Below are 25,181 nucleotides of genomic sequence, written 5' to 3' on the forward strand. Positions count from 1 at the left end.
CTGTGAGTGTGTGTTATTATCAGTACAAATACAAGATACTGTTCGATCCATTCTTGATCTAATTTAGGAAAGACCGTACTTTCGATCATCATCGAATGGTACGGTCTTATTTGAGATACGCCTGTGTCATTTTATTCGTTAATAATGCTCCAAAGGGCATTCCCCCCTTGAACAATGGGGTTGCATCCATGTTTGAAAAACTCCGCTTTTCGTTGGCACCCTTCATCTCACCTTATCATTTACTATAGTGACTCTACTATTGGAAGAGAGGTGATTCGAATGGGTCGTGTCGCTGCTGTCCGCCAACCTGACTTAGTATTAATCAGCTGGTCAAGAAACCCGTTAGTTGCAGGCTCTCCGCGTAGAATCGTTGCCGCTCGCGTCATTGGCAATGCTTCCCCTTGCCGGGCTGATTTGACACCAAATGCATTATTAAGAACTGCCTTAGCCTGTTTACTGGATAATGACGTAGGCTTCAAAATCGTATTCCGTAAAAGAACTTCCAGCATTAGTGGTTACCTGCTATTGCAGCGTAATTAGTATTCGGATTAAATTGCCCAGGAAATATATCTTCATGAGTTTCATATAATCAAAAGCTTGCAAGACCATCTATAAGGTCTTGCAAGCTTTTCCATTTTGCAACTACAGTTGCTTTTTTTATCTGTTCTAAATCTTATCAATACCCGTGTAACTCTTTTTATTTCAATTGAGCAACACTTACAGCAACCTTCTCAAGCTGTGCTTTGCTTAAGGAATGATCTGGTGAGCTGATTGTTACAAAGCGGTCCTTAATCTGAAATCCGAGCATGGCTGTATCATCGGGCGTGTACCATTTTGCTTGAACTCCATTAGACAAAGTAACCGGTTTGCTGTCATATCCATAAGAGTAGTCTCTAGGGGAAATATATACTGTCATGTGTTTGAATAGCATGTTGACGCCATCTTCTGATGCACCCGTCTTCTGGTACATATCTCCTTTTATCATCTGACTTGGGGCATAAGGTGTTTGAAAACCATCGAACTTGGCGAATGCACTTTTGATTGCCTTTCGCTCAGCATCACTGTATTTTACGTTAGTCAGCTCGATTGCCTCACCGTTTCCAGGATGGCTCCCGATTAACACCTGTTTATTCTTTGCATCATATTGTACAGGAACATCCAGCACATCAGCGAGCGCACGAACTGGCAAGTATGTTGTGTTCTGATATGTGATAGGGGTTAACTTTTTGCCCGTGTTATATACAGTCCCGTCCACTTTGATACCGATGCTGTGATTCAGATAAGCAGAAATTTTCTCTAGATTGGCCCCCGCATAGACGCCCGCTGCTCCCGTTAACGTCATACCCAGCACGGCAACTACTGCAAATGATTTTTTAAATAATTTCATGTTATCCATTCCTCTCGTTGTCCCACCAGCTTGAACTCAATGGGTAGTATAGTTGAGCACGATATTTTCCTATTTAAAATCGATGACATACGTTGCAAGTAAAGCCTCTTGATCATCAATCGTAATTCCTAATTTTTCTCCAGAGGGACTCCATGTCAGCGGATACACCGGATGGGCAGCAGGATGCACTGCAGAATAATAAGGAGCCATCCAACTCACCTTGCCGGAAGCCGTATCGAACACATATACTCCGTTCATTCCGCTCTCATTCTCCGAATATACATCGAAGGCAAATCGGGATGAATCCGGCGACCAGGACAAATAGGATATCAGATTGCCCTTGCCGATTAGTGAGCCTTGCAAATGGCCAGCCGCATCATAGATCAGCAGTTTGCTAACTTGATCCTCACCTGTATTAGTGGCTGTTGAGACGGCAATATACTCTCCATCAGGCGAGATGGTAAAGTTCCATACATTCTCAATGAGAGGGATCGGGTTCGACGCTCCTGGTTCAACAACCTTCAACATTTGGTTCGCATCAGTATAATAGATCCGGCCTTTACTTGCGCCAAACTGATTATAAAATTCAACATCTTTATCCTCTATGACCGTGGTAGTATAAGTGCCGTCCGTGGATATGAGTCGTATCTCCCCCTTGCCGCTCATGGAGCCTGCTGCAAGAACATAGGTGTCTCCATCCAGCCAACCGCCGATCTCCATATAGTTGCCACCCTTAACCGGTATGGTCTCGCCTGACTTCAGATTCTTCATGAAGTTGTCTGCCGTGTATTTATCCCTCCATTTCTGTACAAAGCTGTATTTGCCACTCGGGGAAACCTCTTCCTTAACAAGATGTTGGTCAGGAGGAGCTTCTCCATGATTCGTGACCTCATGCCGCTCACCTGTACTGATACTTACTTGTTCAGTCGTGTACGCATATTTTGGTTCTTCTGTTTCGGTTGCTTCCTTGATCAATTTGGTTGTGGTAACCTTAACCTCATTCTCCGATAGCCAAGCCTCAATGTTGGACGAGGCAATACGATGTGTCCCATTCACGATAAGTTCCTGACCGGATTTCCCGTTCGTCCCTTCGACAACCGTGAGCTTGCGCTCTCCCGGCGTCTTACCTCCGCTTGAAACAGGTGGCTGGCTGGTTTGATGCCCTCCCGCCTCCGGTTCCACGATCGTCAACCGATCCTGAGACTGGCAAGCCGTCAAGGCTGCAGAAATAGCAGCAATGCATAGCAACTTGACTCCATAATTCCTGAATCTATGTTTCATAACAGGTTCCTCCTATGCATATCCCTCAAGGAGCTATGGCAGCTGCAACTAATGAGCCTTGGCATGCTCCTATTCCCTGTTGAACTCAGTATAGAATGTGAATATCTCGATACGATATCGAGCTTGTAACGAACTTGTAAACAAATAATCATTCTTAAAAAAAAAAGAAAGTCCAGACCTTATCCCAAGTCTGAACCTTCTTCTGCCGAAATAACCTCTGACGATTGCGGCCGGTTCATCGGCAAGCTAATCAGAAAGGTAGAACCGCCAGGCCCCGATTCCACCAGCTTTACAGAGCCCTGCTGTTTCTCTGCCAGATTTCGTACCAAGGATAACCCCAAACCTGTTCCTCCGTGAACCCGTGAGCGGTCGCTGCTCACGGTATAGAATGGATCGAAGATCCGTTCTCTGGCATCCTCAGGGATTCCAATTCCAGTATCGCTTACCTTAATGACCATCCGATCGTGGCCATGCTCATCATGCTTCACTTCGTTTGAGAGCGTTACGCTCCCGCCGGGGTTATTGTATTTGATTCCATTATCCAGTAGATTCAGCACCATATGCATCAAATTCTCAGGATCGGCCCATACCCTGCCATCTGTTAAGAATGATTGAATGGTAATATGGGATTGCTCCGCCTTGGCCTCCAATCGGGCTGCCGCTTCTTGAAGAATCGGCGGAAGCTCTACCTGCTCCGCATGCGTTTCGAATTCGTAAATGTCCATGGAAGATAACTGAAGCGCCTTTTCTACCAGTTGAAATAGACGCTGTGCTTCCTTGCTGATCTGTCCTCTGGCTTCCTCAAGCAAGAATGGATCATCGCGATACATTTCTAGCAGATCCGCGTATGCCAGTATGGAAGTCAGCGGCGTTTTCAATTCATGGCTTATATTTCCGATAAACTGCTTCTGCTGTTGTTCCAGCTCCTGCAGTCGGTCGATGGCATCCAGCAGCTTCTGCTTCTCCTCTGTGAGTTGGCTCACCGATGAGGATATGTTCTCACTCATTTCATATATACCTTGCGCCAGCTCGCCAAGCTCATCCTTACGCTTTACCGTCGGCTCACTAAGATATACGCCTTCACCAATCCTCTGCGCGGCCTGATTCAACCTGCTGATGATATGCACCTGCCGCCAAACATATAGAAACCCGATGAGGAAGCCTGCGGCCAATACGCTAAGACCCGTCACAATAAACAGGTTTTGGATACGGTCATAGAAAGCGTGCTGCTCAGCCAGCGAAGCATGGAATTGAATGGTTCCGATCAGCTTATCCATATATCGAATTGGTGCAAGATAGATCAGCTGGTCACCCTCGGTAATATAGGCAGAACGCCCTTGCGCGGTATATGCAAGCGCGTCCTCTACATCCATTTTTGGCTGAAACGGCAGCGAAGTCCCTACGAATGTTCCATCCAGCATATATAGAGTCACCGGCATGCCGCTCTCGGTTCCAAGATCGACCGCTAGCCGTTGACCGACATTTTCCATAAACTCATCCGGCTGCATGTGCGGATTCGTTAATAACTCTTGGTGTACCCTGAGATTGGCTGCTTCTTCTTCATGGGCGAAGGACTGCTCCAAGCGGACCCGCTGATCCTCGCGAATCCCAGCTAGGACCAGTGTGCTTAGAACAACAACAACGGCAATCAGCAGCAGGGCAAGAAGAAGTGCGACTTTCCACTTTAAGCCAAAACGCACTCTTCTACTACTCATGAGGGGATCTCCGTGCTTTTATACCCAATGCCATACACGGTCTGGATCACTTCATGATAAGACCCCAGCTTCTTACGCAATCTCTGAACATGAATATCGACCGTACGCGTGCCGCCGGCAAAATCCATATCCCATACCTGTTCAAGCAGAGCTTCCCGCGAGTATACCCGCTCCGGATTCCGGGCCAGAAGGGCCATAAGATCGAATTCCTTGGGCGTCAGTTCAAGCCGCCTGCCTCCGGCATGTATCGTGCGACTCCATAAATTAATCGTAAGGCCGGATATCCGAATGACATGCTGGTCGGGAACTTGCTGCTGCACGTCAGCCTCAGTCTTGCGGCTCCTTCGGGACAGTGCCTTGACTCTGGCGATCACTTCCCGGATATCAAAGGGCTTTGTCATATAATCATCCGCACCAAGCTCCAGCCCGAGCACCTTATCTACAATATCGTCCTTCACGGTCAGCAGCAAAATGGCGGGGCCCTGACGATCCTCAAGCCTGCGGCAAACATCATATCCGCTAAGCTTCGGCATCATCACATCGAGCACCATTACGTCAGGATTAAATGTTTCCACCAGCTCTAGCGCTTCCTGCCCATCCCCAGCCGTTTCAACCGTATATCCTTCCCTTCGCAGTGCATAAGCCACTGCGCTCGAGATGCTAATCTCATCATCCACCACAAGTACTTTAGTCATCGCAGATAGAACTCCTTTTCTGGCCGATTACAACACTTACTAGTGCAATGATGGTAACGTATTCGGCTCCTTAATTCAACCTGGAGCGGTTGGAGTTACGCTATAACAGCAAAAAGAGAGCCCATGGGCTCTCTTTCAGTTACACTTTATTTTTCGTATATATACATGGCGCCATTCCTCGGATTCATTAATCCCTTGCCCCGGTAACCTTTTTTGAACAACTCCTGCGTCAGCACTTTCATAAAGGCGCCGTGGCTAACCACTAAAACATTCCGATTGCTGTAATGTTCTTCGATCCATTCTATAGTATGCCGAGCGCGGTCCACGGTTTCGTTCTTCCTCTCTGCTTGTGAGCTGTGTGAAAAAAACCAAGCTATCCGTCCCATCACCATCCACATTTGGCAAGGAAGCTTTAGATTCCCCAAAGCATGAATCGATTGAATCTCAATCTCTCTTAATTGATCGGTTACAATGACAGAGCCCGGATATATCATTTCCGCAGTCTGAACGGCTCGGGATAAGTCACTGGATATGCACACATTCCACTCAGACAAACCATACTCCAAGTCGGTATCTTCAATTTCCGCGTTGTTGTAAGCTTCTACCCAAGAGTTGAACTGATCGGACGTCATCCAGCTCCCATCATGTTTATGTATGACTTTAAAATGCCTTACCAATCCAATTTTCATAGGACTCCTTAATTAAAGCTTATTCCAATTTTAGATTATACCCTGTTTTTACATCATTCCTAAACCCAAGGCTTTGATAGAACAGATGAATTTCCTCACCTTTTTGCCCTGTTAACAGCATTACTTTATAGCAATTTCTCTGCCTTGCAATTTCAATGGCTTGGTTCATAAGGAGCCGCCCGAGTCCTTGTCTTCGGTAGTCCTGGTGGGTAACCACGTTTTCGATCAGGGCATAGGGCCTGGCATGGCGAGTCAGATTCTTCAAAATATTCAGCACGCATGTAGCTACCAATTCACCATCTTGTTCAACCACAATGATCTTCATATAATCATCTTTTAGGATCTCCTCCCATAGCTGATCAAGTTGATCATCAAACTCTAATTCAGGGTCCTGTTCATGCAGATGCTTATACAATTGAAGCAGTTTGGGAAGTTCATTCCTTTCAATTGAACGAGCAAATAAACTGGACATCTTGTCCCTCCTCTACTTGTATACGCTTATCTTCCTTGCGCCTCTACCTGTCTACAGCATTCCTCAAGCGAATCATCGAAAAATTCACTGTAGAAGACAGTATCCGTTCTTTCATTGGCATAAGAGAAAGGGTAACCCTTAACTCTATGTCTTCTTGTAAAATCGACGTAATCAGATCATCCATCCGATCCACTTGAATCGGGGCAACTGATTTCGTTGCAATATAATATCCCGCATTCGCATCAAACAGCTGGAAAGCAGCCGGATCAGAGTGATAACGGTAGACACAGCCTGTTCTAACCCGTTCATACCACCCCGCTTCAATAGCAATCATCCTCCGTACACGCGACATGCCAAAGAATATATTTACATCATCTTCCGTGGTGCTCTCGCCGGCTTCAATACAAATTCTCGGACATTCTCTTGGAAAATAATAATGAGGAGCATGATGTGCATCGATAGCCCATACTTTAGCATGTTCGTCCTTCTGAGTGTATAAGACCCTCGGCTCAAAAATGCGAATATCCGGCTCCTCGCTAAAATGATACAGCACGGCAGGTCCTCCTGGTCTGATATCGGGAACATTTCATAGATCTAGTTCATGCGTTATCCGTTCATCATTTTGCAATTCTCTAAAACCTAACTTTTTATAAAATTCCCCTGCCATGGGGTTGTCAGTTCTCAATACAAGCTTGCTGTAATGGCCTCTTGCTCTATGAATAACTGCTTCTACCAGTCTTTTACCGACTCCTTGTCCCCTAAATTCCTCCAATACGTAGAGTCTGCGTATCCTCCCCATGTCTTCATTAGAGAACGGATCCTGATTCAACCCGCATACACCGATAACTCTGTGATCAATTCGGCAATCAAACAAGGCTTCATTGTCTAGTTGAAACCTGTTAATACCTTCGTTGTAGTCATGAATGAGTCGATGAATATGTCTGAATCCTTTCTCCGTACTTTCGTTCAAGATTTCGGTAAGGTCGGCTGTAACCAAATGAGTAACTTCGTGAATGATCATCTTGTTCATGGCAACTCATGGTCTGCTATTTTCGCGCTACTCTTCTTACTCTTGAAAAGTTTTCTCAATTCTTCTTCAAAAGCTCCCCATAATATCACAACAACGCCGATTATTATGAGTAATACAGACCCATTTCTAGTTGCTGCTCCGCCCATTTGTTCTAAGGCTGTACTCAGCCTACCAGGTGGTGAAGACCATCCGCCTAATGTTGCTGCGTGAAATGCTGCGGGTATATGCACACTTATGTATAGAATGACTCCACTGAGTAAAAAAAGCCCGCCTGCAATAACCTTTTTCATCGTCTCCCTCCTTAAATACCTTCGCCTTCATAGTAATCTCTTATCGTTTCCGGCCGATATACAGCAAATGAGATGAGATTCCAAGAATACTTGGATTCTCTGCTTCTTCATATATCAAATTCATCACTTCTTGAAACTCCTCTTCCCCTCGAGAACGCCAATAATCGAATTGCTCTGCCATGAAAGACCCAGCTATACTTGACGAGCCAATCAGTTTAATCGTCTCGAAGCCATGTGATTCCATGAACGGCCTAATGTCTTCCAAATCGTAATAATATGCACCGGTAAATCTTCCTTCATCGCTATGATTGAATATCCCGGTCCTAACAAATTCTTTAATACTGCTAATGGTATTGTTCGGTTTCCAATGTTCAGGAAACAATAATGAAGACATCAAATGTCGAATTCGAGTCATGAATGCCACAAAGACATAACCGCCCGATTGGGTAACACGATACAGTTCCTTCACAGCCATAGATCGATCCTGCTCTGACTGCAAATGATATAACGGTCCCATCATCAGTGCAGCGTCAAAATGCTCCTCTTGAAACAGGCTTAAATCGGTTGCGTCGGCACAATGAAAGCCTTGGAATTGCCCATCTAACTTAAGCTCCTTCGCCTTGGCAGCCCCAATTTCGACTAATCTCGAAGTTAGATCCGTTAAGGTCACCTTATAACCTTGCTTGGCAAGTTCCATCGAGTACTTTCCGGGTCCAGCACCGTTATCCAGGATATGCCCCTTTCCCGGCAGCGTATTCAGGATATGATGCAAATTGACAATAAACTCAATAGGTTCCCGATCCAACCGCCCCCATTCATCGAACGAGTTATAATAATTTATCACTTTGTTCATTAGAAGCGCCTCCACTCCACTTTCTAATTTTTCTACTTCAACCTTTCAAGAGATATTCAAAATCCAGCAGCTAAGAACCCTTCAAAATATGCTCCACGCGGTTAATAAACTCGCCTGCAAGTTTCACTTGTTCACTAGCGAAATCCATATCCCCATAACCTGAAACGGCATAATCGAAATTACCTAGTGTAGACATCAATATACGTGCGGTCAAAGCAAATCCAAAGGCATCCCGGTCAGCAACCACATCGGGATTGTTGATCATAAACCGCAGCGTTGGTTCCTGCTCTCCTTTAAATAAAGCCAGGTTTGCCACAAATGATGCCAGATCCCAGTATCGAGGCATCCAGGATACATCTTCAAAATCCATCCAGATCCAGCCCCTGGGGCTCGGCAATAAATTACGGGCATGTGCATCACCATGACTAGGGACTAACAACGTGGAATCTGCGTGCATCTGTTGGTCTAATTCATTAAACTTATGGATTAAATGTTGTATCCGTACATCTGGATACTTGCTTAATCGGTTTACCGATTGATGTATCCTGCTCCATACCCCCAGAATAGCAATATGCCCGGTATATTGCTCCATAGCAAGAGAGAGTGTATTTACCATATCAACCGCGTCCCTCGGTGAAGGAAATGATAACGTTGTTGGAGGCACATATTCCCAGAACGTCATCCAGTGCCCTTCCAGCTTATATGCTCCTCCCCCCGCGAGATATACAGGTCGTAATACGGGAACACCCTGCTCGTGAAGATGAGAAGCTACGAGTAATTCTTGTTCAAGTTTCTTGCATATATGATGATCTTGTTGATCTGCATTAGTGAGTGCTGCAACCCTGGCAACGATCGGATGGGGGGCCAAATGTATAATGATATTTCCTCCCCTGCTTAAGACAACAGGAGTGACATCAGTCAGCCCGAAATCCGCAATAGCAGCGCGCTGCAATTGATAATTAAATCTCTCCATGTCAGACAATGCCTCATCTCCTTCAGGATGTTAATAGCATCATCTTATAGCAGGGCAACAATCAATTAAAGAGATATAACTGTTAAAATAAAACTTTCTGGATGATTGGTACTTTTCGTCTTTTTTCATTCTAATCACTCTTCTAACGTATGCACACTGATGCTTTCTTTAGCTTGCGTAAGACCATCCGTACCTAGCGCTTGCACGGCGATATGATCATGGAATTGTCGGTCTCCAAACTTCCAGGTCAACGACCACCCATCGCTCCCGTCTATGTCATAACCGATAAGCTCCCTTTCCTTCCAAGTTTCCGTCCCTTTAGGAGCAATCCAGAATAAAACCGTATCCACATTCTCAGCCTCTACATATATGGTCATTGTATCGATATCTTGAGGAACCACCCACCAATTGGTCTCATACGACAGGTCGGTTGACACCTTCAATATCTTCGCCTGTAAATCTACCAGCTCCTTTTGAGCATCTACCGTGGCCATAACTTCGGATGGTACAGGTTGTTCGGTAGATGAACATGCAACCAGAAGCAGCATAACCAGTAGCAATTTAATTCCAATCCACGTATATCGCATGATTTCCCCCCCTGATGACAGCAAAACCCAGCCTAAGATATGTCCTATCTAAGTCGGGTCTGCGATGTTTGAACTATTAGATTTCTATTAGTCTGTTAAAACTAAATTGTAACTTCATTTCCCAAATTGTTGATAAAAAACGCCTTTCTTAACTCTTCATCCGTTTCAATAGAAGAACTTATTTGAAGTGGTGTTTGTTCGATTAGCTTACCATTCTCATATGTACATCGGTGATCATAGCAATTCGGATCATGTAAGATGAGCTCTAGCGAACCAGGTATATTAGCCGCAATACCAGCATTCGCCTTGTCAATAATCCATGCGACGGGTTTCCAATCCAGGATTCCTTCATCTGTAGCAACCGGAGTTTCATAGACATAAACTTCGGGTACCTCTGCTAGATATAAGTACATACCACCCGTTATGCCACCGTTGACAGACCAAGTCACTACTCCTTTAAAGCTTAGACTGTATTCCTGTATATGAGTCTCTTCTTCTAGCTCACGTATCATAGAGGCTCGGGGAGCTTCGTTTGTCTCCAGCTTGCCTCCCACGCCATTCCAGCACCCCATCCAAGGCGGACATTTACGATTCAACAATAAAATCTCATCACCACGCCGTACAAAACAAATATTGTATTTGATCATATGATACTGATTTCCTTTCCACATCGGCTGCAAAAAACTCCATCATCATAGACAGAATCTTCGATCGAGTTCTCTATTTCTTTAGATGTTATACAGTCTAATACAGTTTGAATATACCAAATTCAAAACTCTCGCGAATAGATTAATGCTCCGCCAGATCCCAGTATGACGAAATGCCGACCAGACGGCGAAAAACCACATTTGATTCTCCCATCCAGCCGATTTAAATTGATCATCACTGCTTGTTGGAGATATTCATAGCCAGGCACAAACAGCTGATCCAATACAACGGATGCCCTTGGCCACCAAGGGTAAATAACTTCAAGCATCCATCCATCGTTCGTTATATGATTTCCATCTCCAGACTCAAATCCAAATATCGGAATGTCCTGTCCGCTGTGCGGAATCCGGAAACTCAAGGAGTCAGCGCTCATATGTGAATCGCTAATATTAGGATTCTGGTCCCTGTATATTCGATTTCCGGTTAGGGGCTGCGTTATGCTGTAACCAGAGCTGCTGATCAGAACCAGATTCTCCTCGGCGTCCCAACCGCATGCGATACACCCGCCAGCCGGAATAATCACCTCATGAATCCAAGGATGAGGAGGCTTCGCAGGTTCTTTGGCCTGGGCTTGGTGCAGTAAATCAATTTCGAACTTCGTTCTGATTTCTTTTTTTGAATGTTTAAATCGATTCATGTTGTTCACTCCGCTAATATAGACATTTTCAAGGTTAAAGGATGTTATTTCCGCTCTTCCATCTTTCTGTTAAGCTCATCAAGCGAACGCTGCATGCGTTCCATTCTTCTGAGCGAAGAATATTGATTCGTAATAATCCCGGCCAAGCCAACAATCAACACAATTACGATGAATACCATCATAAATCATAGCGCCTCCCGGTTCTAATAGTATGAAGCGTAACGCTTCTACCTGCTAACGAGGATAATTACTCCCCAGCTCCTTGCGATGAAGCATAGGACTTATCTCTGTCTGATCAATTTCAAGTGTCCCATCCTCTTGTTCTGCCTCATGATTAAATTCCAAATAACCGCCTATGATTTCATCATCTGACTCTAGTATATAACCCACAATCTTGTTATACGTCATTGTTTTCTCTTGGAGGATGTAGCCCGTCTCAATAACTTCTTTATCAAAATAAGGGGCCAGGTCAACTTGCCCTAATTCTTCAATATCATTCACATGTGATTTAAAAGATTCGAGTGATGAGGCAGCATATTTGAAGTCAGAAGCAAATCGATCAATGCTCCAGCCGTAATCCTTCAGATAGTTAATATGCTGTTCTTTATGCAATTCCGTGACAATCTCATCTTTCTGTTCATTACAACCCACAAGGATAACGAGCATAAAAATGAAAAATAGCTTGAGCTTCACTTAATTCCTCACTCCTTTCCCGCCATAGCAAATATGTATCCTACATTCGAATGAGGACTTTTTCGTTTATCCACCAAACGCTATACGATACCCGTCTACATCTTCAATCGTGAGCTCACTGAAATGATCATTCAGATCAAATCCCTATATATAATGGCTGCGAGTATCCCAAATGAGAGGGTCTAGTGGAGTCGATAACGTAAAAGATGTCGTTAACAAGTATCGCTGTCCAGTTTCAGCTGATTGATAGGCACCAAACAGAATTTCATGGACGTGCAGCTGTTGATTCGCAGACTGAACAGGCTGCTCACCTGTGCGAACGCATCGGACAAAGTGGGCAATGGCACTCTCATTTCGTTGCTCAGAGATCTTATGATGCGGTACAAAGCAGCTTTCATTGCCACGCCAATTCACCTGTTCGGCGTTTGGAACAGCTTCTTCCATTGTATGAATGACCAATGGATAGCCGCTGTCATTTAAAACTAGGGTACCTTTTCTTCCATAGATCAGCGTATTATTTTGCTTAAAGGACATCCCCCATAACGAGCGAATAACCGCTTGTTGCCCACCGGCAAATTGAAGGATAAGAGTTACATTATCATCCACGTCACTGTTCACTTGTTTACCATTACCGACAATACGATGGGGAATCAGTGTATTGACTTCTGCCACCACGCTTACAGCGGGACCTAGCAATCCTATCAGACGGCTAACGGAATAGGCCAGACAATCCAGAACTGCACCTCCATGCGCAACGGATTTATCATAATACCAGTTATCACGCCACGGGCCTGGGAGAGAGAGTTGCGCTTCTGCGCCTGTTATCTTTCCAATGTATCGCTCATCAATGAACTCAGATGCAGCTAGATATACTGGATTCAAATCAAAAGGCAAACTCATGAAGATTAGCCCCTTCTCCTCTGCTAGTGAAACCATTTGTTTACAATCTGTAAACGAGGTCGCCATAGGCTTCTCGTTCATAACATGCAAACCCCGCTCCAGTGCAGCAAGGACAGGCTCAGCGTGCATCGAATGAGGTGTGGTAACCACCACCGCGTCAAGTTCCTCGCTGTCCATCATATGTCTGTAATCATCATACCATCTGGTAATTCCATATGTTTCTGCCTTCTTCTTCGCATTCTCCAAATGCCTGGAGCAGGTTGCCACAACCTGTACACCTTCAATTATTGAAGCTTGTTCAAAATAACGATTGCTGACATGACCGCTGCCGATCATGCCCAGCTTGATTATTTTCATGGAATCACCTGTATCTAAGATTTGGACTTACCCGCCTCATCATCATAAATCTATAGCCCATACCATAACATCAAAAGCTATATGGCAGTTCATGTACTCCGCGAACAACATGATTATATGGTCAACAAATTAAAATGTTTCCTTAGATTGCATCTTCTGTATGCTCTAATCGTAGGCGGGTTCACTTCCCCCCCATACCTTTATGACCGCAAGCACTCATAAAATGTTTCATTAAACATGACCTGATCTTCGCTATAATTCTCCGTATATTTGTTCAGCATCCGAACGCCTACCGCATTGAACTCCGGTATAACTACACAATGTCAGCCGGCAGCTCCGGAAGCATAGAACCATTTTTCTTGAAAATACCATCCAAAAATCCGGTTCTGATCTTGAGTCTCAGCTCTTAAGTGGTTCATCAAAATGACATAACCCGACCTAGATTGTCTTCATCTTAGGTCGGATCATATGTTGTCAGTTATATTCGTTTATTGGTTATTGATCGATAATCAATGAGGGAGCGTATACTAAGAGGGGATTTGAAATCTTTTGACCACTACCTCATCCTTAAAATAAATATATTGCAGATTTCTAGCCTTGAACTCTTCCAATATCCTAATAAAAATACGTCCAATTAATATACTATCGCCTAATGCGTCATGCCGCTTTAAGTCCTGATCATTGATCTGATAATATTTTATTAAAAAATCAGTTGATATGATCCACTCGACTTCAGGATGCAGGTACGTGAAGAGTGCCTTAGTATCCAAGCAGCAATTGTTGATGATGGGAAGTCCGAATCTCTTGCACTCATTCCGCAATAGAGGCAGATCAAATTCATAGCCTGCTTGCGTCACCAACACGCTATCCCTCATAAATTCGATAAAATTTACTCCATTGACCTATATATGCTGAGCGCTTCCTTCATCTTCTCGGTATACTCAGCGGAATGACTCGAATTCAATAACTTCACATGCTGATGTCCCCTTGAGCTGCGAAGATGATGGTCATCTAATACCTGGATGAGTCTGTTCACGGTCCCTCTACTGCCATCGATAATTCGAATATGTTCCGGCAGCAGATTTGACAAGATTTTCTTATAAAAAGGATAATGCGTGCAGCCCAAGACAATGGTTCCATATTCATTCATGTCGAAGGCTTCAAACTTTTTGGTAAAATATGCAGACATGATCTGTACATCAAAATTCAAGTCTTCGCAATATTCCACCAACTCCGGCATAGGCAAGGAGTCTACGATATGCTCGCTATCCACCCGTCGAACGAGATCCTTGTACTTTGACTCCTTGAGAGTAAGCGGTGTTGCAAGCACCAAGATTCGTTTCCCGCTCAAACGACTGATCTCGACGGCGGGCTTTACGGCTGGCTCCATACCGATGACCGGAATCGGATACTTCTTCCTCAGATCAGTAATAGCCAAACTTGTAGCCGTATTGCATGCAACCACAACGGCTTTAACTTCTTCCTGCATGATTGTATCCATAGCTTGATGTATGTAGGATTTTACGTCTTCTTTAGCTTTGGTCCCATATGGAACATGAAGAGTATCCGCAAAGAACAAAAAATCCTCCTGCGGCAGTTCTCTCATCGCTGCTGATAACACTGTTAAACCGCCTAAACCTGAATCCAAAAAAGCTATTCTCATTATGTTCACCTATCGTTGTATGTTTTTCTGTCTGGATCAATTCATTTTAGTGCCTTTCATCATTATACTCCACTGCTCAAATTCTCGCATTTGCCATCTGACCCAATGAAAAGCATGTATGACAATCTCCCCAAATACAAAACGACCCGGGCTCATACGAATCTGGAGCGGCCGGGTCGTGTGCGATTTCTATGCAGTTGCGAGAAGATACATAAGCTTCTAACATGCCAAAAAGAAGACTCGTGCTTTACTCAAAGCATTTCAGCAATGCTAAGGCCTCTTCATGATCGGGTTCCAGAACGAGCGCCTGACGTGTATAGTCCAGTGCCTCTGCATCCAGCCCAAGCTCATAGCAGCAAATCGCCAAGCAGTATAAAACCGTTGGTACCGGCTCGTCTTCATCGATTTCAATGGATTCCTTCAGGAAAAATTTCGCATCCTCGTACATATCCATCTCGAACAGCACTAACCCCGCGTCCAGCGCCAAATCATAACGCTGCTCCATCACATAATACGATGACCACATCTTGTAGATGCCTGATCGGATATCCAACATTTCTTCGTCATGGGCATCCGGGAGCAGATTGGAAATGCGCTTCGCGCTCTGGATGAAAAATTCTGCATCATACCCGCCTAATCGCCAAAAGGACAAAATTTGCTGCATGCCCATGCTCTCAATATTCGGGTCGATCCATTCCTTCAGGCTGAAGAATTCATCCGGCCCGAAACGTTCAATAAATTGATAATAAGCCAGCCGGGTATTCGCATATATCGTGGGGTCATCCAGCATGAGGATGCAGCCGACGTTGATATTCTTATAATGCTGCGTGGGAAAAGTCGTCTGCGCGCCTCTGTGGTCGAATACATGCTGCATCGCATGATAATTTGTTGTTAATGAGAAGCTGCCATGAAATATTAATTCCGGCGGCTCCGCAAATTTCCAGTTCTCGATGCGATGATCTCCCTTATCCGCCGTGAGCAGCATAAATCCTGACGTGGATAACTGATTCAATCGTTCCAGACAGGCCAAACCCACCTCCGGAAACAGGATATGCGAATCCTCCAACTCCTCTTGATAATAAGCAATCACGTTTCGATACGGGTAGTTCTCCTCTTCGTATCTTGGTTCCCGGCGATGCTCGTATGTGAGCTTCATTGATTTCAAAAGATCGGCAGGTTTGAGCTTGGTATGCTGCTCGGGATATTCAACGATAACATCGCTCTCATAAATTTTGCCTTCCCCTACGTAGATCAATTCTTGAGGGATATTATCAAAAAAATAGTTAGCCACAACCAGCAGCGGCTGCTTAAGATCTCCAGGACGTATCGTCTTCTTCGATACAACCAAATTCAATTCCGAATCATGCACAGCATCGAATCTGGCAAAATCCAGAAGTCCTTGCTCAATATAAGGCTGCATGGCAGAATGTTGGCTCCATGCGGTTACATTTTTAGTCGGTAAATCGGTCATCACATAGCGGAAAGGGGGCAGCGTCATACCTGCATAATCTCTCAACTCGCACAGCTTATGGAGTACATGGAAACCGAATCGGCCGGCTCCTGCTCCCAATTCCAGAATCGTTACGGTTTCGGTCGTATCGCCTTGATTGGCGCGGTCTCGCAAAAATCCAAATATGATCTCGGCATAAGCTGTGGCAATCATGGGATTGCTTGTAATATATTGCGGGACTTGGTCATTATTCCATGCTTTCATTCCCAAATCTTCGTAGTATGTCCTCTGTAAATCCCAAATAGGCGCTTCACTGAAGCGGAATCGTTGTTCATTAGTTTCTGTCATTCGAATTAACCCTGCTCTCTATGTATCATTAATTCCACGCTTGGTTATACACTGGTCAACCTGTGGGGCTATATTAAATCGTACCACATAAGTCGCATCTTCCCAAACCATCACAGGAAGAATTTCGGCGTATCGGCTTCAGTAGATTCATGAAACGAGCTTCTTCGACATTTAGACACTTAGGCACCTTTCCATCCTCTTCCTAATATAGTGTAAAAGAACAGAAGGGCGGGATGTGCATGGGTACGAGCATGGAACAAGAACAATGGGCCATTTTTCTGGCTGCAATCTGCGGACAGACCTATACGCAGTTCACCAATACGGACGGCTCCTTCGTCCTTCCACTGAATTATTCACTTTACGACACCATTGAAGCTAACTCCTTAATCAGCGTGACCGAACGCTTTGGATTTATTCTGGAATCACAGGACAACATTATTATCGCCTTTCGAGGCACGAGTTCAACGACGAACTGGATCTCGGATGCCATCGCCTCCCAAAAAAACTTCAAATATATAAAGGAGTCTACTCTCACGCACCGTGGCTTCACTAACATCTACGCCTCCGCTCGAGGACAGATCATATCGGCGCTTAACAGGCTGGCTGCACACAAGACATTATTCATTACTGGCCACAGTCTTGGAGGAGCACTCGCAACCTTATGTGCGGTCGATGTCGCCGCCAATACCGAAAATCGCCTGCCCTATGTGTTCACTTATGGGGCTCCACGCGTGGGGGATCCTGATTTTGCCAAGGCTTTCACCAAATATGTTCGCAGCAGCTGCCGCATCGCCAACTTGTTTGATGTTGTAACTCACGCTCCGCCTCATATATACAAGATGCCAAAAAGAGAGAAAACGTACTATTATAGTCATGTTCATACCCGCTGGCCGTTGAACTTTCAAAATGGCTCGGTAAGCAGCAATCATGTGATTGGTAGTTATTATGCTGAGCTTGCCCAGCTGCAGCCACAATTTGCTGAACAACTATGTTCCACGAACCCTGGATTCTGCCCCATTACAGAATCACCGATAGAGACCGTGTAACTGGAATAAGTCGGCTGACAATGGAACTATGTATGGCAATGCTTAAGAAGCGGAATTCCCTTCAGGGGAATCCGCTTCTTCAATCTCTTTGCAGCGTGATGTATATATTACTTCTGAATATCCGTCAGCATCGGGAATAGAACCTTCATTTCCGCTTCATCCGGTCTTCTGCTATAATTGGCAATTTCAAAAGGCTCTGCATATTTTACGCTAGCCGCAGCATCCTGCCCATAATACTTTGAGAGCGCAGGGCCCATTTCATCCGACACACTGAGGAAGCGATTCCAATACTTCAAAATAAAGTTCCGCTTCTCCTTCCACGTATTCGAAACGGCATTCAAGAAACCGCCCTGCCATGGGGCAAATTCGTAGAATTGGGAAGCATGGGCGTCACAGGCCAGCAGCTTTTTCTCAATGACCTCTCCTGCATCAATCACAATATCGGGTTTATATGACGCTCGTGCTGCATAGTCCGGCATCAGCAAGAAAATGGGAGACTTCCTTAGAGACGGAACTTCAGGCACAGCATTTGGCACATTCGCTACAAAATCGGCCGTGTCACGCACGATCTTTCCCACACTGCGGTTATCCGCATGACCGGGTCCATCCGCATGGAACGTGATAACAATATCCGCCTCCCAGCCGCGAATTTGGCGGATGACTTCCTTGCGTATCTCGATTGATGGCATCAATTCCCCGTCGGGAATGGGCAGAACGACATATTCAAGAACCCCAAGACGTCTAGCCGCTTCTTGAGCTTCTTGTTTACGCCGATCGACGAGCTGTTGCCCGCTCATTTCATAATGACCACAGCATCCATCGGTTAATGTCAGGAATTTTACCCGATGCCCCCGCTCTGCATAGGCAGCCGAAATGGCTCCCGCGTAGATTTCGGGTTCATCCGGATGCGCTGCTATGACGATCACATTGAGAATATTGGACATATTATAGTTTCTCCTCTCTGGCCGCACTCATAGGGTGACTCACATATCTTCTTGAACGATCATCAGGATATTGCCATCCGGATCTTGGATCGTAACAAACGAAATATCCGGGAATCGTTCCAAATCACTTTCTGAATGGATGTTGGAGTATTCGACGTCATAATTAAATCCCTCCGCATGAGTTTTATTTTTAATGGATCGGGTCTATAAATCTTTCTTCTCTCATCGAGGATATTCCTTCTTGTTCAATTCTTAAACCCTCCGACCATTCGTGTGGTTTCATAACAAAACCTCATATGAATCTATTAGGTCGTGTGTTGCGGGTGTCGGTTCTTTCTTGGAACCCTTCTTCACGATGGATACATATAAATCCAATTCTTTAATATAGGTTGGTATATTAGCTTGTTTCTCTTTGAAGGTTGAAATACTGTACTGATCACCATCCAATGTCTTAAAATCCCATGTCACGCCAGAGGTGTTCTCGATGTCGAACGTGGGTGACAGCTTCACCGCTGAGAAACCCTTTTCTGTTTCAATCCATTCCCCTACATAATAAGCACGCGTTTTATACTCAGCCAGAAGGATTCCTATATGATCATCTACATTCAATTGCACAAGTGTACCTGTGATGTTCTCTCTTTCAATAAATCTATCTAATGCTGCTTGCTTGGTTTGATCGTGTTCCATTGAATCAGGGGCAGGAGCACATCCAGATAATACACATAACAACACACCGATTAAGAGTAATATGCGAACGATCCCTTCCACCTCCTTAAGGTAAAGTCGACTCATCCGAGCTCTTCATCATGCATCTCTCAATTCTCTCAGTCTTAACAGAATGCTGGCTATATGCCCTTTCCTGCACACTTCGATGAATAAACCTTCATTGAACCGATCCCCGCGAATATAGCTGGTCATTAATTTGCGGAGGGTGTCCAGATCGGCATTCATGATGCTGCTCGCAATAGGATGGTCTAGGTCCTTATAAACCTCATGCTGAGCTAACCATTCATGCCAATTAAATACCTGTAAGAAACCGACATCATCTAAGGTTGTGCAGAAGTTTCTGACTTCTTGACTTTGACACATGTAGCCGTTCGCTTCATAACCAAATACCGAATCAAGATCTTGGAAATAATCGAGGTATGAGAGTAATCGATCCATATCTGTCATGCTTAAGTTTGAGTCATACGTCATACAATCACCTCTTTTGCGTCTATATCACTAATCCATCAAAGACTTCTTAGCCTCATATGTAATCATTTGATCTGCTGTTGCAGGTGTATTCATCCATTTGTAATCTGCCGACTTGGTAATCTCTTCAAACCCCTGCTGCTCCAGCATAAGTTCAAATTCATAATTTCCATACCAGCTGAGAGGAAAACGCTGCAGCTCGGTTTGTAACAGCTGGCCTTCCATCCACTTTTCATATCTCAAAATCGAAACCATCCGCTGTTCAAGCAGATTACATTCCGTACGTCTCTCTTCGAGAATGATGACCTCATTATTCGGCGTATCCCAACTTCTGGTAGTGGCATGATTCGCTTCAAAATTAGTAGGGATAAACAAATCCAGTATTAATCGGCCACCGGGCTTCAGGTAAGAATAAAAATGCCTCAATGCAGCGTTTGCCTGCTCCCGCCCCTCCACTAATTGGAATGATCCCGCAGGAATAATAATGGCCTCGTATAGATCGGTCAATGAGAAGTTATGCATCTCATCTTCAACGAGCTTGGCCGCAAGGCCCAATCCTTCCAAATGTTTTTTGCAAGAATCCAGCATGGCAGCGGAATTATCCACGCCATCAATATCGATGCCCGCCTGCAGCAGCGGGATTAGCACTCTGCCCGACCCACAGCCCACTTCCAGCACTTTCCCTTTCACGTCTTTCAGGCGCTCCTTATAATACTCCACGTCTCCAAATGAGAATCCTAGTGGCTTACTCAGATCATATACTTCCGTACATAGCTCTCCGTACAAACTATACATCGCGTTGACCTCACTTTTTTAAAAATATATTTTATTTCGTATCGAGCCGGCTGACATGATCACATTACACTTCCCGTTTCTCATCCGGTCGATAGAGGATCCTTTGGTAGTCCCAATCTTTAGAATCCATATCGCCCAAGTACATTCGTTCATGTTCGGGTACACGTTCATATTTCTCTCTTAGGTTCTCCCTGTAAAACTCGGTGGGAGTTTCTAAATATAAATAATATGCATCCCTGCATTCTTCGTGAGTGGATTTCTCCCCGTTCAATTTCTTATGGATGTCGATGAGTTCTTTAAACTTCTCCTCAATCTCTGCCGCATACAACGGTTCAGATAACGTAACCTCGCCAAGTCCCAGAATGCGAATAGGAATATCGCCATCAAATCTTGTAAACAAAGTCCCGTCTTGAAACCAAGCACTTGCTTCATCAATATTACACTGGACTTCTTCAGGCAGGTTGTAGATCATGACTTGACCGTCCTGATAAACATTCATATGAATCAAATAGTTCGCACCTTCGTATTTCATAAAAATGTGGAAACCGTCACCCTCCACCGTCTGATAGAACATTTCGCTTTTTACATAAAATTCAGTGGATTGAGGGGAGTGAGCCACTCTTCTGGCTTCCTGCTGCTCCTGTTCTCGTTCTGAAACTTCATATATATTCACGAATTCCGGATTCATCATACGAATGGTCTGACCAATGTGTTCATAGTAGCTGTCTTGATCAAATTTCCAGACCGCTTCCTTGACTTGGAACGAACCCAGGCTGTGAATTGAGAAATTTCGGCCAACCGGAACGATTGCTGTCAGCCAGTTTGAATCGATTTTGTTTCTTAAGCCTTTAAGGTCAACAAGCTCCCAGCAATTCGTCATCCCATCTTCATAGATATCTACGTCAATATAAAAGTACTGCCCTCCGTTACAGATAACCCCCGGTATGGAAGTACCTTCAACGATTTTGGATCTTCGAATCTTCTTCACAAACATCACCTTCCCATTATTGCTAATCTAGATGATATTAATAGCTAACATTCTCGGGATATTTTGCTGTATTTATTTGTTGATCTTCCCATGTATTATGTGAGCACTACTTACATCATATAAGAGAGCCGCAGGAAGAACCATACCATATATGTTTCATAAATATTCTCTACCTAAAAAGGACTCCCTGCCCCATGAGAATCATGGTAGCAGGAAGTCCTTGTTTAAAAGGATGCAGCTTGTAATTACGCTCTTATAAAGGCAATGTAATCCGTTATTACCCCTTTGTGTCCCAAATGCCGAAGCATGGTTGTGATATTACCTCTATGATATGTTCCATGATTTACGACCTGCTGGAGAATCTCTGAAATCGAATTCTGAAATGCCTCACCTGCAGTGTTGTGATAAGTCACAACCTTTCCCATATCATCAATCGAAGCTAAATATTCGCGGTGCCGGATTTGAAGCTGCCTCATGTAATGACGGGCCACTTCCATATTCGCGAATGGTCTCGCAGTAAGCGGCGACGGACTTTCCTCCTTGATCCGGGCAAACCAAACTTCCTCCGCAGCCGCAAGGTGACCGAAGACTTCCGCGATAGAGTTGAAGCCCAGACTTACTTTTTGGAGAAACACGCCTTCCGGCAAAGATTGCATATGAATAAATACTCTTTCATTCGCCCAAATGCTATAGTCGTACATATGAAGAAACGGTTCGTTCATCCTACCACTCCTCACTTGGATTCCTTACTCGGAAAGCCTCGGGCTACCAGGTACGCCCCTCTGAGCCTTATCCTCACTAGAAAATCATACCACATTATTGAATAAAATGGGTCCCGGGATTACAACGAGATGAGAAGTCATGTTTCCCCGTAAATGAACCGGCAACAATAACCGGCGCCTGGGGCTAACTACATGGGTGCAGGAAGTGGCTTTGCCTGGGCAAGCTTTCGGAAAGTCGGTCAAGACCTTGCGATCCTAGCCTTCCACCCGCAAGCTCGCGACCTCTCCACTTGTCGAGTCGGGGCCGACCTGAATGCGAAACTCGCCTGGCTCCACTATCGGCTTCATGTCAAGGCCGATCAGTTCCAGCTGCTCGTTGCATATAGTGAATATCACTTCCTGCGTCTCCCCTGCCTTCAGGAACACTTTTTGGAACCCTTTCAGCGCCTTCTCCGGACGGGTAACGGATGCGGCCAGATCTGAGACATACAACTGAACGACCTCGGCGCCGTCCCGTGCCCCCGTATTGGTCACTCTGATCCGGGCCGTGGCTTCCCCGCCAATAGGAATGACAGCCGGTTCAATCTTCAAACCGTCATAGCGGAATTCCGTATAACTTAACCCGTAGCCAAACGGATATCGCGGCTCCAGATCCGTCTCCAGGTAACGCTTGCCCCGGGTCCGTCTGGCATTGTAATGGATCGGCAGCTGACCAACCTCCTTCGGAATGGACAGCGGCAGACGGCCGGACGGGTTAACATCGCCGAAGAGCATGTCCGCGATTGCGCTGCCTCCCTCCTGTCCGGGATACCATGCTTCCACAATTGCCGGGATATGCTCATCGATCCACGGCTCCGTTATCGGCCGCCCATTGATATAGACGACGACCACCGGTTTGCCAAGCTTATAGATCTCCTGCAGCAGATCCAACTGCGCACCCATCAGCGTCAGGGTCGAGCGGTCAATGCCTTCCCCGCATTCCATATCGCTCTCGGTATGCCCGGTCACGACCGAAGCACCCGTTCTAAGATCGATGGTGCCCTCTCCGAAATCCCGTGCGCTAGAGCCGCCAAGCACCATCACAATGACGTCAGCCTCAGCAGCGCAATCGAGCGCGTGAGGGAAGCCCTCGCGGGAATCGTCTTGAATGCGGCAGCCCGGCGCATACAAAACGCGGCTGTCCGCCGTATTTCCCAGCCGGCTGCGGATGCCCTCCAGCACTGTTATGATCTGCCCCGGTGGCTGAGGGGAGGTATAATCGCCAAGCTGATTGTATGCTGCATGGGCATTGGGACCGATGACGGCAATCGTTCCGACATTCGGATCCAGAGGCAGCGTGTTTTCTTCGTTCTTGAGGAGCACGATTCCTTCAGCTGCTGCTTGATAGGCCAGTGCTACATGTCCCTTGCATCCTATGATTCGCTCCGCCCATGCCGGATCTGCATAAGGACGATCAAAGAGACCGAGCTTGAACTTCAGTTCCAGCACGCGTCCGGCTGCCTTGCTCAGATCGTCTTCGGTGATCCGTCCCTGCTCCAGCGCTTGATGAAGATGCGTTTGGAACATGGTCCCGGACATTTCCATGTCGACACCGGATTTTAACGCCTGAGCCGCGGCTTCCTCGCCCGAACCAGCCGTATTATGGCCGCTTGTCAGCATATGGATAGCGCCGCAGTCGGTGATGACAAAGCCGTCGAAGCCCCATTCCTCGCGAAGCACGTCCTGCAGCAGGTACCGATTAGAGGTGCAAGGCACTCCGTCAATCTCGTTATAGGCGGTCATGACGGACAGGGCTCCTGCTTCAACGGCCTTGCGGAACGGCAGCAGATCGACTTCATGAAGCTCCCGCATGCCTATATGAGCGGGTGCTCCGTTCCTCCCCCCTTCGGAAGCGCCGTAGCCTGCAAAATGTTTCAGCGTAGCCAGAAGGCTGTCATGCGAATCAAGGCTCTCGCCTTGGAGTCCCCGCACTGCAGCAACCGCAAATTCGGCTACCAAATGGGGGTCTTCACCGAAGGTTTCTTCGGTGCGGCCCCAGCGGGGATCCCTTACCACATCCAGCACCGGCGAATAGGTTGCCGCTCCCCCTTGTGCCCTGGTCTCGGCAGCAACAGCTCGGCTCATGCTTTGGAACAGCTCCGTGTTCCAGGTGCTTCCGATCGTGAGCGGAACCGGAAATACCGTCGCTCCGATCGCCATATGTCCGTGGGAGCATTCCTCTCCGAACAGAATCGGAATCCCGAGCCGGGAATGCTCAATGGCATATCGCTGAATCTCATTGACCGCTTCGGCCCCTTCCCGGGGAGACAACCCGTTCGCAAGCGTCACACCCGTCCAAGGATCGGCACGCAGCGTACCGTACAAAGAGCCAATCCCTCCCTCCATCAGCTGCGACTTGAATTCTTCTGTAATCCGAATCGTACCATCGTCATTTCTTGTATAAGCTTTCCAGCCGAACGGCTGGATCAGCTGACCTATTTTCTCTTCTGCCGTCATCCGTTCCAGCAAGTCCTCGACTCGCTCCGAAACGGGGAGTGATGCATCTTTGTAATCCATGGTACACCCTTCCTTTTTCCGTTTGATTGTTCGAATGATTACGTTCATTTCCATCCGATTCAATGCCCGCCGCTACACAAACCCAACGGTTATTCCCCATTTGAAGAAGAGGCTCTCCGGTACGATTCAATCAGCCGGAGAGCCTCTATATGTGTTCCTGCAGAAGGATCGCTTTACGCCTTGAGTACCCTGGTCATCCTCAAGCGAA

29 protein-coding genes are annotated in these 25,181 nt (G+C 45.9%); 3 read left to right on the top strand and 26 right to left on the bottom strand.

Going from position 1 to position 25,181, the window contains the following annotated elements; genetic code table 11:
• Positions 1–279: 279 nt before the first annotated feature.
• A complete protein-coding gene (locus AM231_RS28195) occupies positions 280–540 on the top strand; it encodes a hypothetical protein (RefSeq protein WP_082341640.1) in 261 nt (86 codons plus the stop codon).
• A gap of 157 nt (positions 541–697) precedes the next feature.
• Here the strand turns inward: AM231_RS28195 and AM231_RS14215 are convergent, their stop codons facing one another.
• The 19 genes from AM231_RS14215 to AM231_RS14305 form a co-directional block, all read right to left on the bottom strand.
• Positions 698–1,387, bottom strand: a complete 690-nt coding sequence (locus AM231_RS14215) for a stalk domain-containing protein (protein ID WP_054403658.1) — start codon at positions 1,385–1,387, stop codon at positions 698–700.
• Between the two features lie 69 nt (positions 1,388–1,456).
• The gene (locus AM231_RS14220) at positions 1,457–2,668 is read right to left on the bottom strand and encodes a WD40 repeat domain-containing protein (RefSeq protein ID WP_054403125.1); all 1,212 of its coding nucleotides are present in this window, start codon (positions 2,666–2,668) and stop codon (positions 1,457–1,459) included.
• A 179-nt stretch (positions 2,669–2,847) separates the two neighbouring features.
• Positions 2,848–4,383 carry a sensor histidine kinase gene (locus tag AM231_RS14225; RefSeq protein WP_054403126.1) on the bottom strand — a complete coding sequence of 512 codons (1,536 nt, stop codon included), beginning with the start codon at positions 4,381–4,383 and terminating at the stop codon, positions 2,848–2,850.
• Positions 4,380–5,078 carry a response regulator transcription factor gene (locus tag AM231_RS14230; protein WP_054403127.1) on the bottom strand — a complete coding sequence of 233 codons (699 nt, stop codon included), beginning with the start codon at positions 5,076–5,078 and terminating at the stop codon, positions 4,380–4,382. Before AM231_RS14230 ends, AM231_RS14225 begins: the two co-directional genes overlap by 4 nt.
• Positions 5,079–5,224: 146 nt before the next feature.
• A complete protein-coding gene (locus tag AM231_RS14235) occupies positions 5,225–5,767 on the bottom strand; it encodes a histidine phosphatase family protein (protein ID WP_054403128.1) in 543 nt (180 codons plus the stop codon).
• A 19-nt stretch (positions 5,768–5,786) separates the two neighbouring features.
• Entirely contained in the window at positions 5,787–6,239 is a 453-nt protein-coding gene (locus tag AM231_RS14240) for a GNAT family N-acetyltransferase (protein ID WP_054403129.1), read from the bottom strand.
• A gap of 43 nt (positions 6,240–6,282) precedes the next feature.
• The gene (locus tag AM231_RS14245; RefSeq protein WP_054403130.1) at positions 6,283–6,792 is read right to left on the bottom strand and encodes a DUF6886 family protein; all 510 of its coding nucleotides are present in this window, start codon (positions 6,790–6,792) and stop codon (positions 6,283–6,285) included.
• Positions 6,793–6,825: 33 nt separating this feature from the next.
• Positions 6,826–7,269 carry a GNAT family N-acetyltransferase gene (locus AM231_RS14250; RefSeq protein ID WP_242615151.1) on the bottom strand — a complete coding sequence of 148 codons (444 nt, stop codon included), beginning with the start codon at positions 7,267–7,269 and terminating at the stop codon, positions 6,826–6,828.
• On the bottom strand, positions 7,266–7,559 hold the full coding sequence (locus tag AM231_RS14255; protein WP_054403131.1) for a hypothetical protein: 294 nt from the start codon (positions 7,557–7,559) through the stop codon (positions 7,266–7,268). The genes AM231_RS14250 and AM231_RS14255 overlap by 4 nt, the downstream gene beginning before the upstream one ends.
• A 40-nt stretch (positions 7,560–7,599) precedes the next feature.
• The gene (locus AM231_RS14260; RefSeq protein WP_054403132.1) at positions 7,600–8,412 is read right to left on the bottom strand and encodes a class I SAM-dependent methyltransferase; all 813 of its coding nucleotides are present in this window, start codon (positions 8,410–8,412) and stop codon (positions 7,600–7,602) included.
• Positions 8,413–8,482: 70 nt separating this feature from the next.
• Entirely contained in the window at positions 8,483–9,385 is a 903-nt protein-coding gene (locus AM231_RS14265; RefSeq protein WP_054403660.1) for a phosphotransferase, read from the bottom strand.
• 134 nt (positions 9,386–9,519) lie between these two features.
• The gene (locus AM231_RS14270; protein WP_106406072.1) at positions 9,520–9,972 is read right to left on the bottom strand and encodes a hypothetical protein; all 453 of its coding nucleotides are present in this window, start codon (positions 9,970–9,972) and stop codon (positions 9,520–9,522) included.
• Between the two features lie 101 nt (positions 9,973–10,073).
• Positions 10,074–10,619, bottom strand: coding sequence for an NUDIX hydrolase (locus AM231_RS14275; RefSeq protein ID WP_054403662.1), 546 nt, complete (start codon positions 10,617–10,619; stop codon positions 10,074–10,076).
• Between the two features lie 122 nt (positions 10,620–10,741).
• Positions 10,742–11,317, bottom strand: a complete 576-nt coding sequence (locus AM231_RS14280; protein WP_054403133.1) for a hypothetical protein — start codon at positions 11,315–11,317, stop codon at positions 10,742–10,744.
• A gap of 44 nt (positions 11,318–11,361) precedes the next feature.
• Complete coding sequence (locus tag AM231_RS29090; protein WP_165593403.1) at positions 11,362–11,499, bottom strand: hypothetical protein; 138 nt, start codon at positions 11,497–11,499, stop codon at positions 11,362–11,364.
• Between the two features lie 52 nt (positions 11,500–11,551).
• Positions 11,552–12,010: a DUF4830 domain-containing protein gene (locus tag AM231_RS14285; protein WP_054403134.1), complete on the bottom strand. Its 459-nt coding sequence runs from the start codon at positions 12,008–12,010 to the stop codon at positions 11,552–11,554.
• Between the two features lie 144 nt (positions 12,011–12,154).
• Positions 12,155–13,267, bottom strand: coding sequence for a Gfo/Idh/MocA family protein (locus AM231_RS14290; protein WP_054403135.1), 1,113 nt, complete (start codon positions 13,265–13,267; stop codon positions 12,155–12,157).
• 889 nt (positions 13,268–14,156) lie between these two features.
• Positions 14,157–14,930 carry a glutamate racemase gene (gene murI, locus AM231_RS14300; RefSeq protein WP_054403137.1) on the bottom strand — a complete coding sequence of 258 codons (774 nt, stop codon included), beginning with the start codon at positions 14,928–14,930 and terminating at the stop codon, positions 14,157–14,159.
• A 247-nt stretch (positions 14,931–15,177) separates the two neighbouring features.
• Positions 15,178–16,728, bottom strand: a complete 1,551-nt coding sequence (locus tag AM231_RS14305; protein ID WP_054403138.1) for a tetratricopeptide repeat protein — start codon at positions 16,726–16,728, stop codon at positions 15,178–15,180.
• Between the two features lie 239 nt (positions 16,729–16,967).
• Here AM231_RS14305 and AM231_RS14310 point away from each other — a divergent pair, with 239 nt between their 5' ends.
• Positions 16,968–17,774 carry a lipase family protein gene (locus tag AM231_RS14310; RefSeq protein ID WP_054403139.1) on the top strand — a complete coding sequence of 269 codons (807 nt, stop codon included), beginning with the start codon at positions 16,968–16,970 and terminating at the stop codon, positions 17,772–17,774.
• A 107-nt stretch (positions 17,775–17,881) separates the two neighbouring features.
• On the opposite strand, the gene AM231_RS14315 is transcribed toward AM231_RS14310, so the two are convergent.
• The 7 genes from AM231_RS14315 to AM231_RS14345 all read right to left on the bottom strand — a co-directional run bounded on the left by AM231_RS14315 (position 17,882) and on the right by AM231_RS14345 (position 24,973).
• Positions 17,882–18,718, bottom strand: a complete 837-nt coding sequence (locus AM231_RS14315) for a PIG-L deacetylase family protein (RefSeq protein ID WP_054403140.1) — start codon at positions 18,716–18,718, stop codon at positions 17,882–17,884.
• Between the two features lie 279 nt (positions 18,719–18,997).
• Positions 18,998–19,405 carry a hypothetical protein gene (locus AM231_RS14320; protein WP_207383572.1) on the bottom strand — a complete coding sequence of 136 codons (408 nt, stop codon included), beginning with the start codon at positions 19,403–19,405 and terminating at the stop codon, positions 18,998–19,000.
• A 117-nt stretch (positions 19,406–19,522) separates the two neighbouring features.
• Positions 19,523–19,891: a DUF6508 domain-containing protein gene (locus AM231_RS14325; protein ID WP_242615153.1), complete on the bottom strand. Its 369-nt coding sequence runs from the start codon at positions 19,889–19,891 to the stop codon at positions 19,523–19,525.
• A 51-nt stretch (positions 19,892–19,942) separates the two neighbouring features.
• Positions 19,943–20,707, bottom strand: a complete 765-nt coding sequence (locus tag AM231_RS14330) for a class I SAM-dependent methyltransferase (RefSeq protein WP_054403143.1) — start codon at positions 20,705–20,707, stop codon at positions 19,943–19,945.
• A 64-nt stretch (positions 20,708–20,771) separates the two neighbouring features.
• Positions 20,772–21,695, bottom strand: coding sequence for a DUF7638 domain-containing protein (locus AM231_RS14335; protein ID WP_054403144.1), 924 nt, complete (start codon positions 21,693–21,695; stop codon positions 20,772–20,774).
• Between the two features lie 245 nt (positions 21,696–21,940).
• A complete protein-coding gene (locus tag AM231_RS14340; protein ID WP_054403145.1) occupies positions 21,941–22,417 on the bottom strand; it encodes a DinB family protein in 477 nt (158 codons plus the stop codon).
• A 255-nt stretch (positions 22,418–22,672) separates the two neighbouring features.
• Positions 22,673–24,973: a glycoside hydrolase family 3 N-terminal domain-containing protein gene (locus AM231_RS14345; protein WP_054403146.1), complete on the bottom strand. Its 2,301-nt coding sequence runs from the start codon at positions 24,971–24,973 to the stop codon at positions 22,673–22,675.
• Between AM231_RS14345 and AM231_RS29515 the strand changes: the two genes are divergently transcribed.
• Positions 24,972–25,157, top strand: a complete 186-nt coding sequence (locus AM231_RS29515) for a hypothetical protein (RefSeq protein ID WP_054403147.1) — start codon at positions 24,972–24,974, stop codon at positions 25,155–25,157. The two genes, AM231_RS14345 and AM231_RS29515, sit on opposite strands and share 2 nt — an antisense overlap.
• The last annotated feature ends 24 nt before the right edge of the window (positions 25,158–25,181 follow it).

Origin of the sequence: Paenibacillus solani, assembly GCF_001277345.1 — a bacterium.
GTDB lineage: Bacteria > Bacillota > Bacilli > Paenibacillales > Paenibacillaceae > Paenibacillus_AQ > Paenibacillus_AQ solani.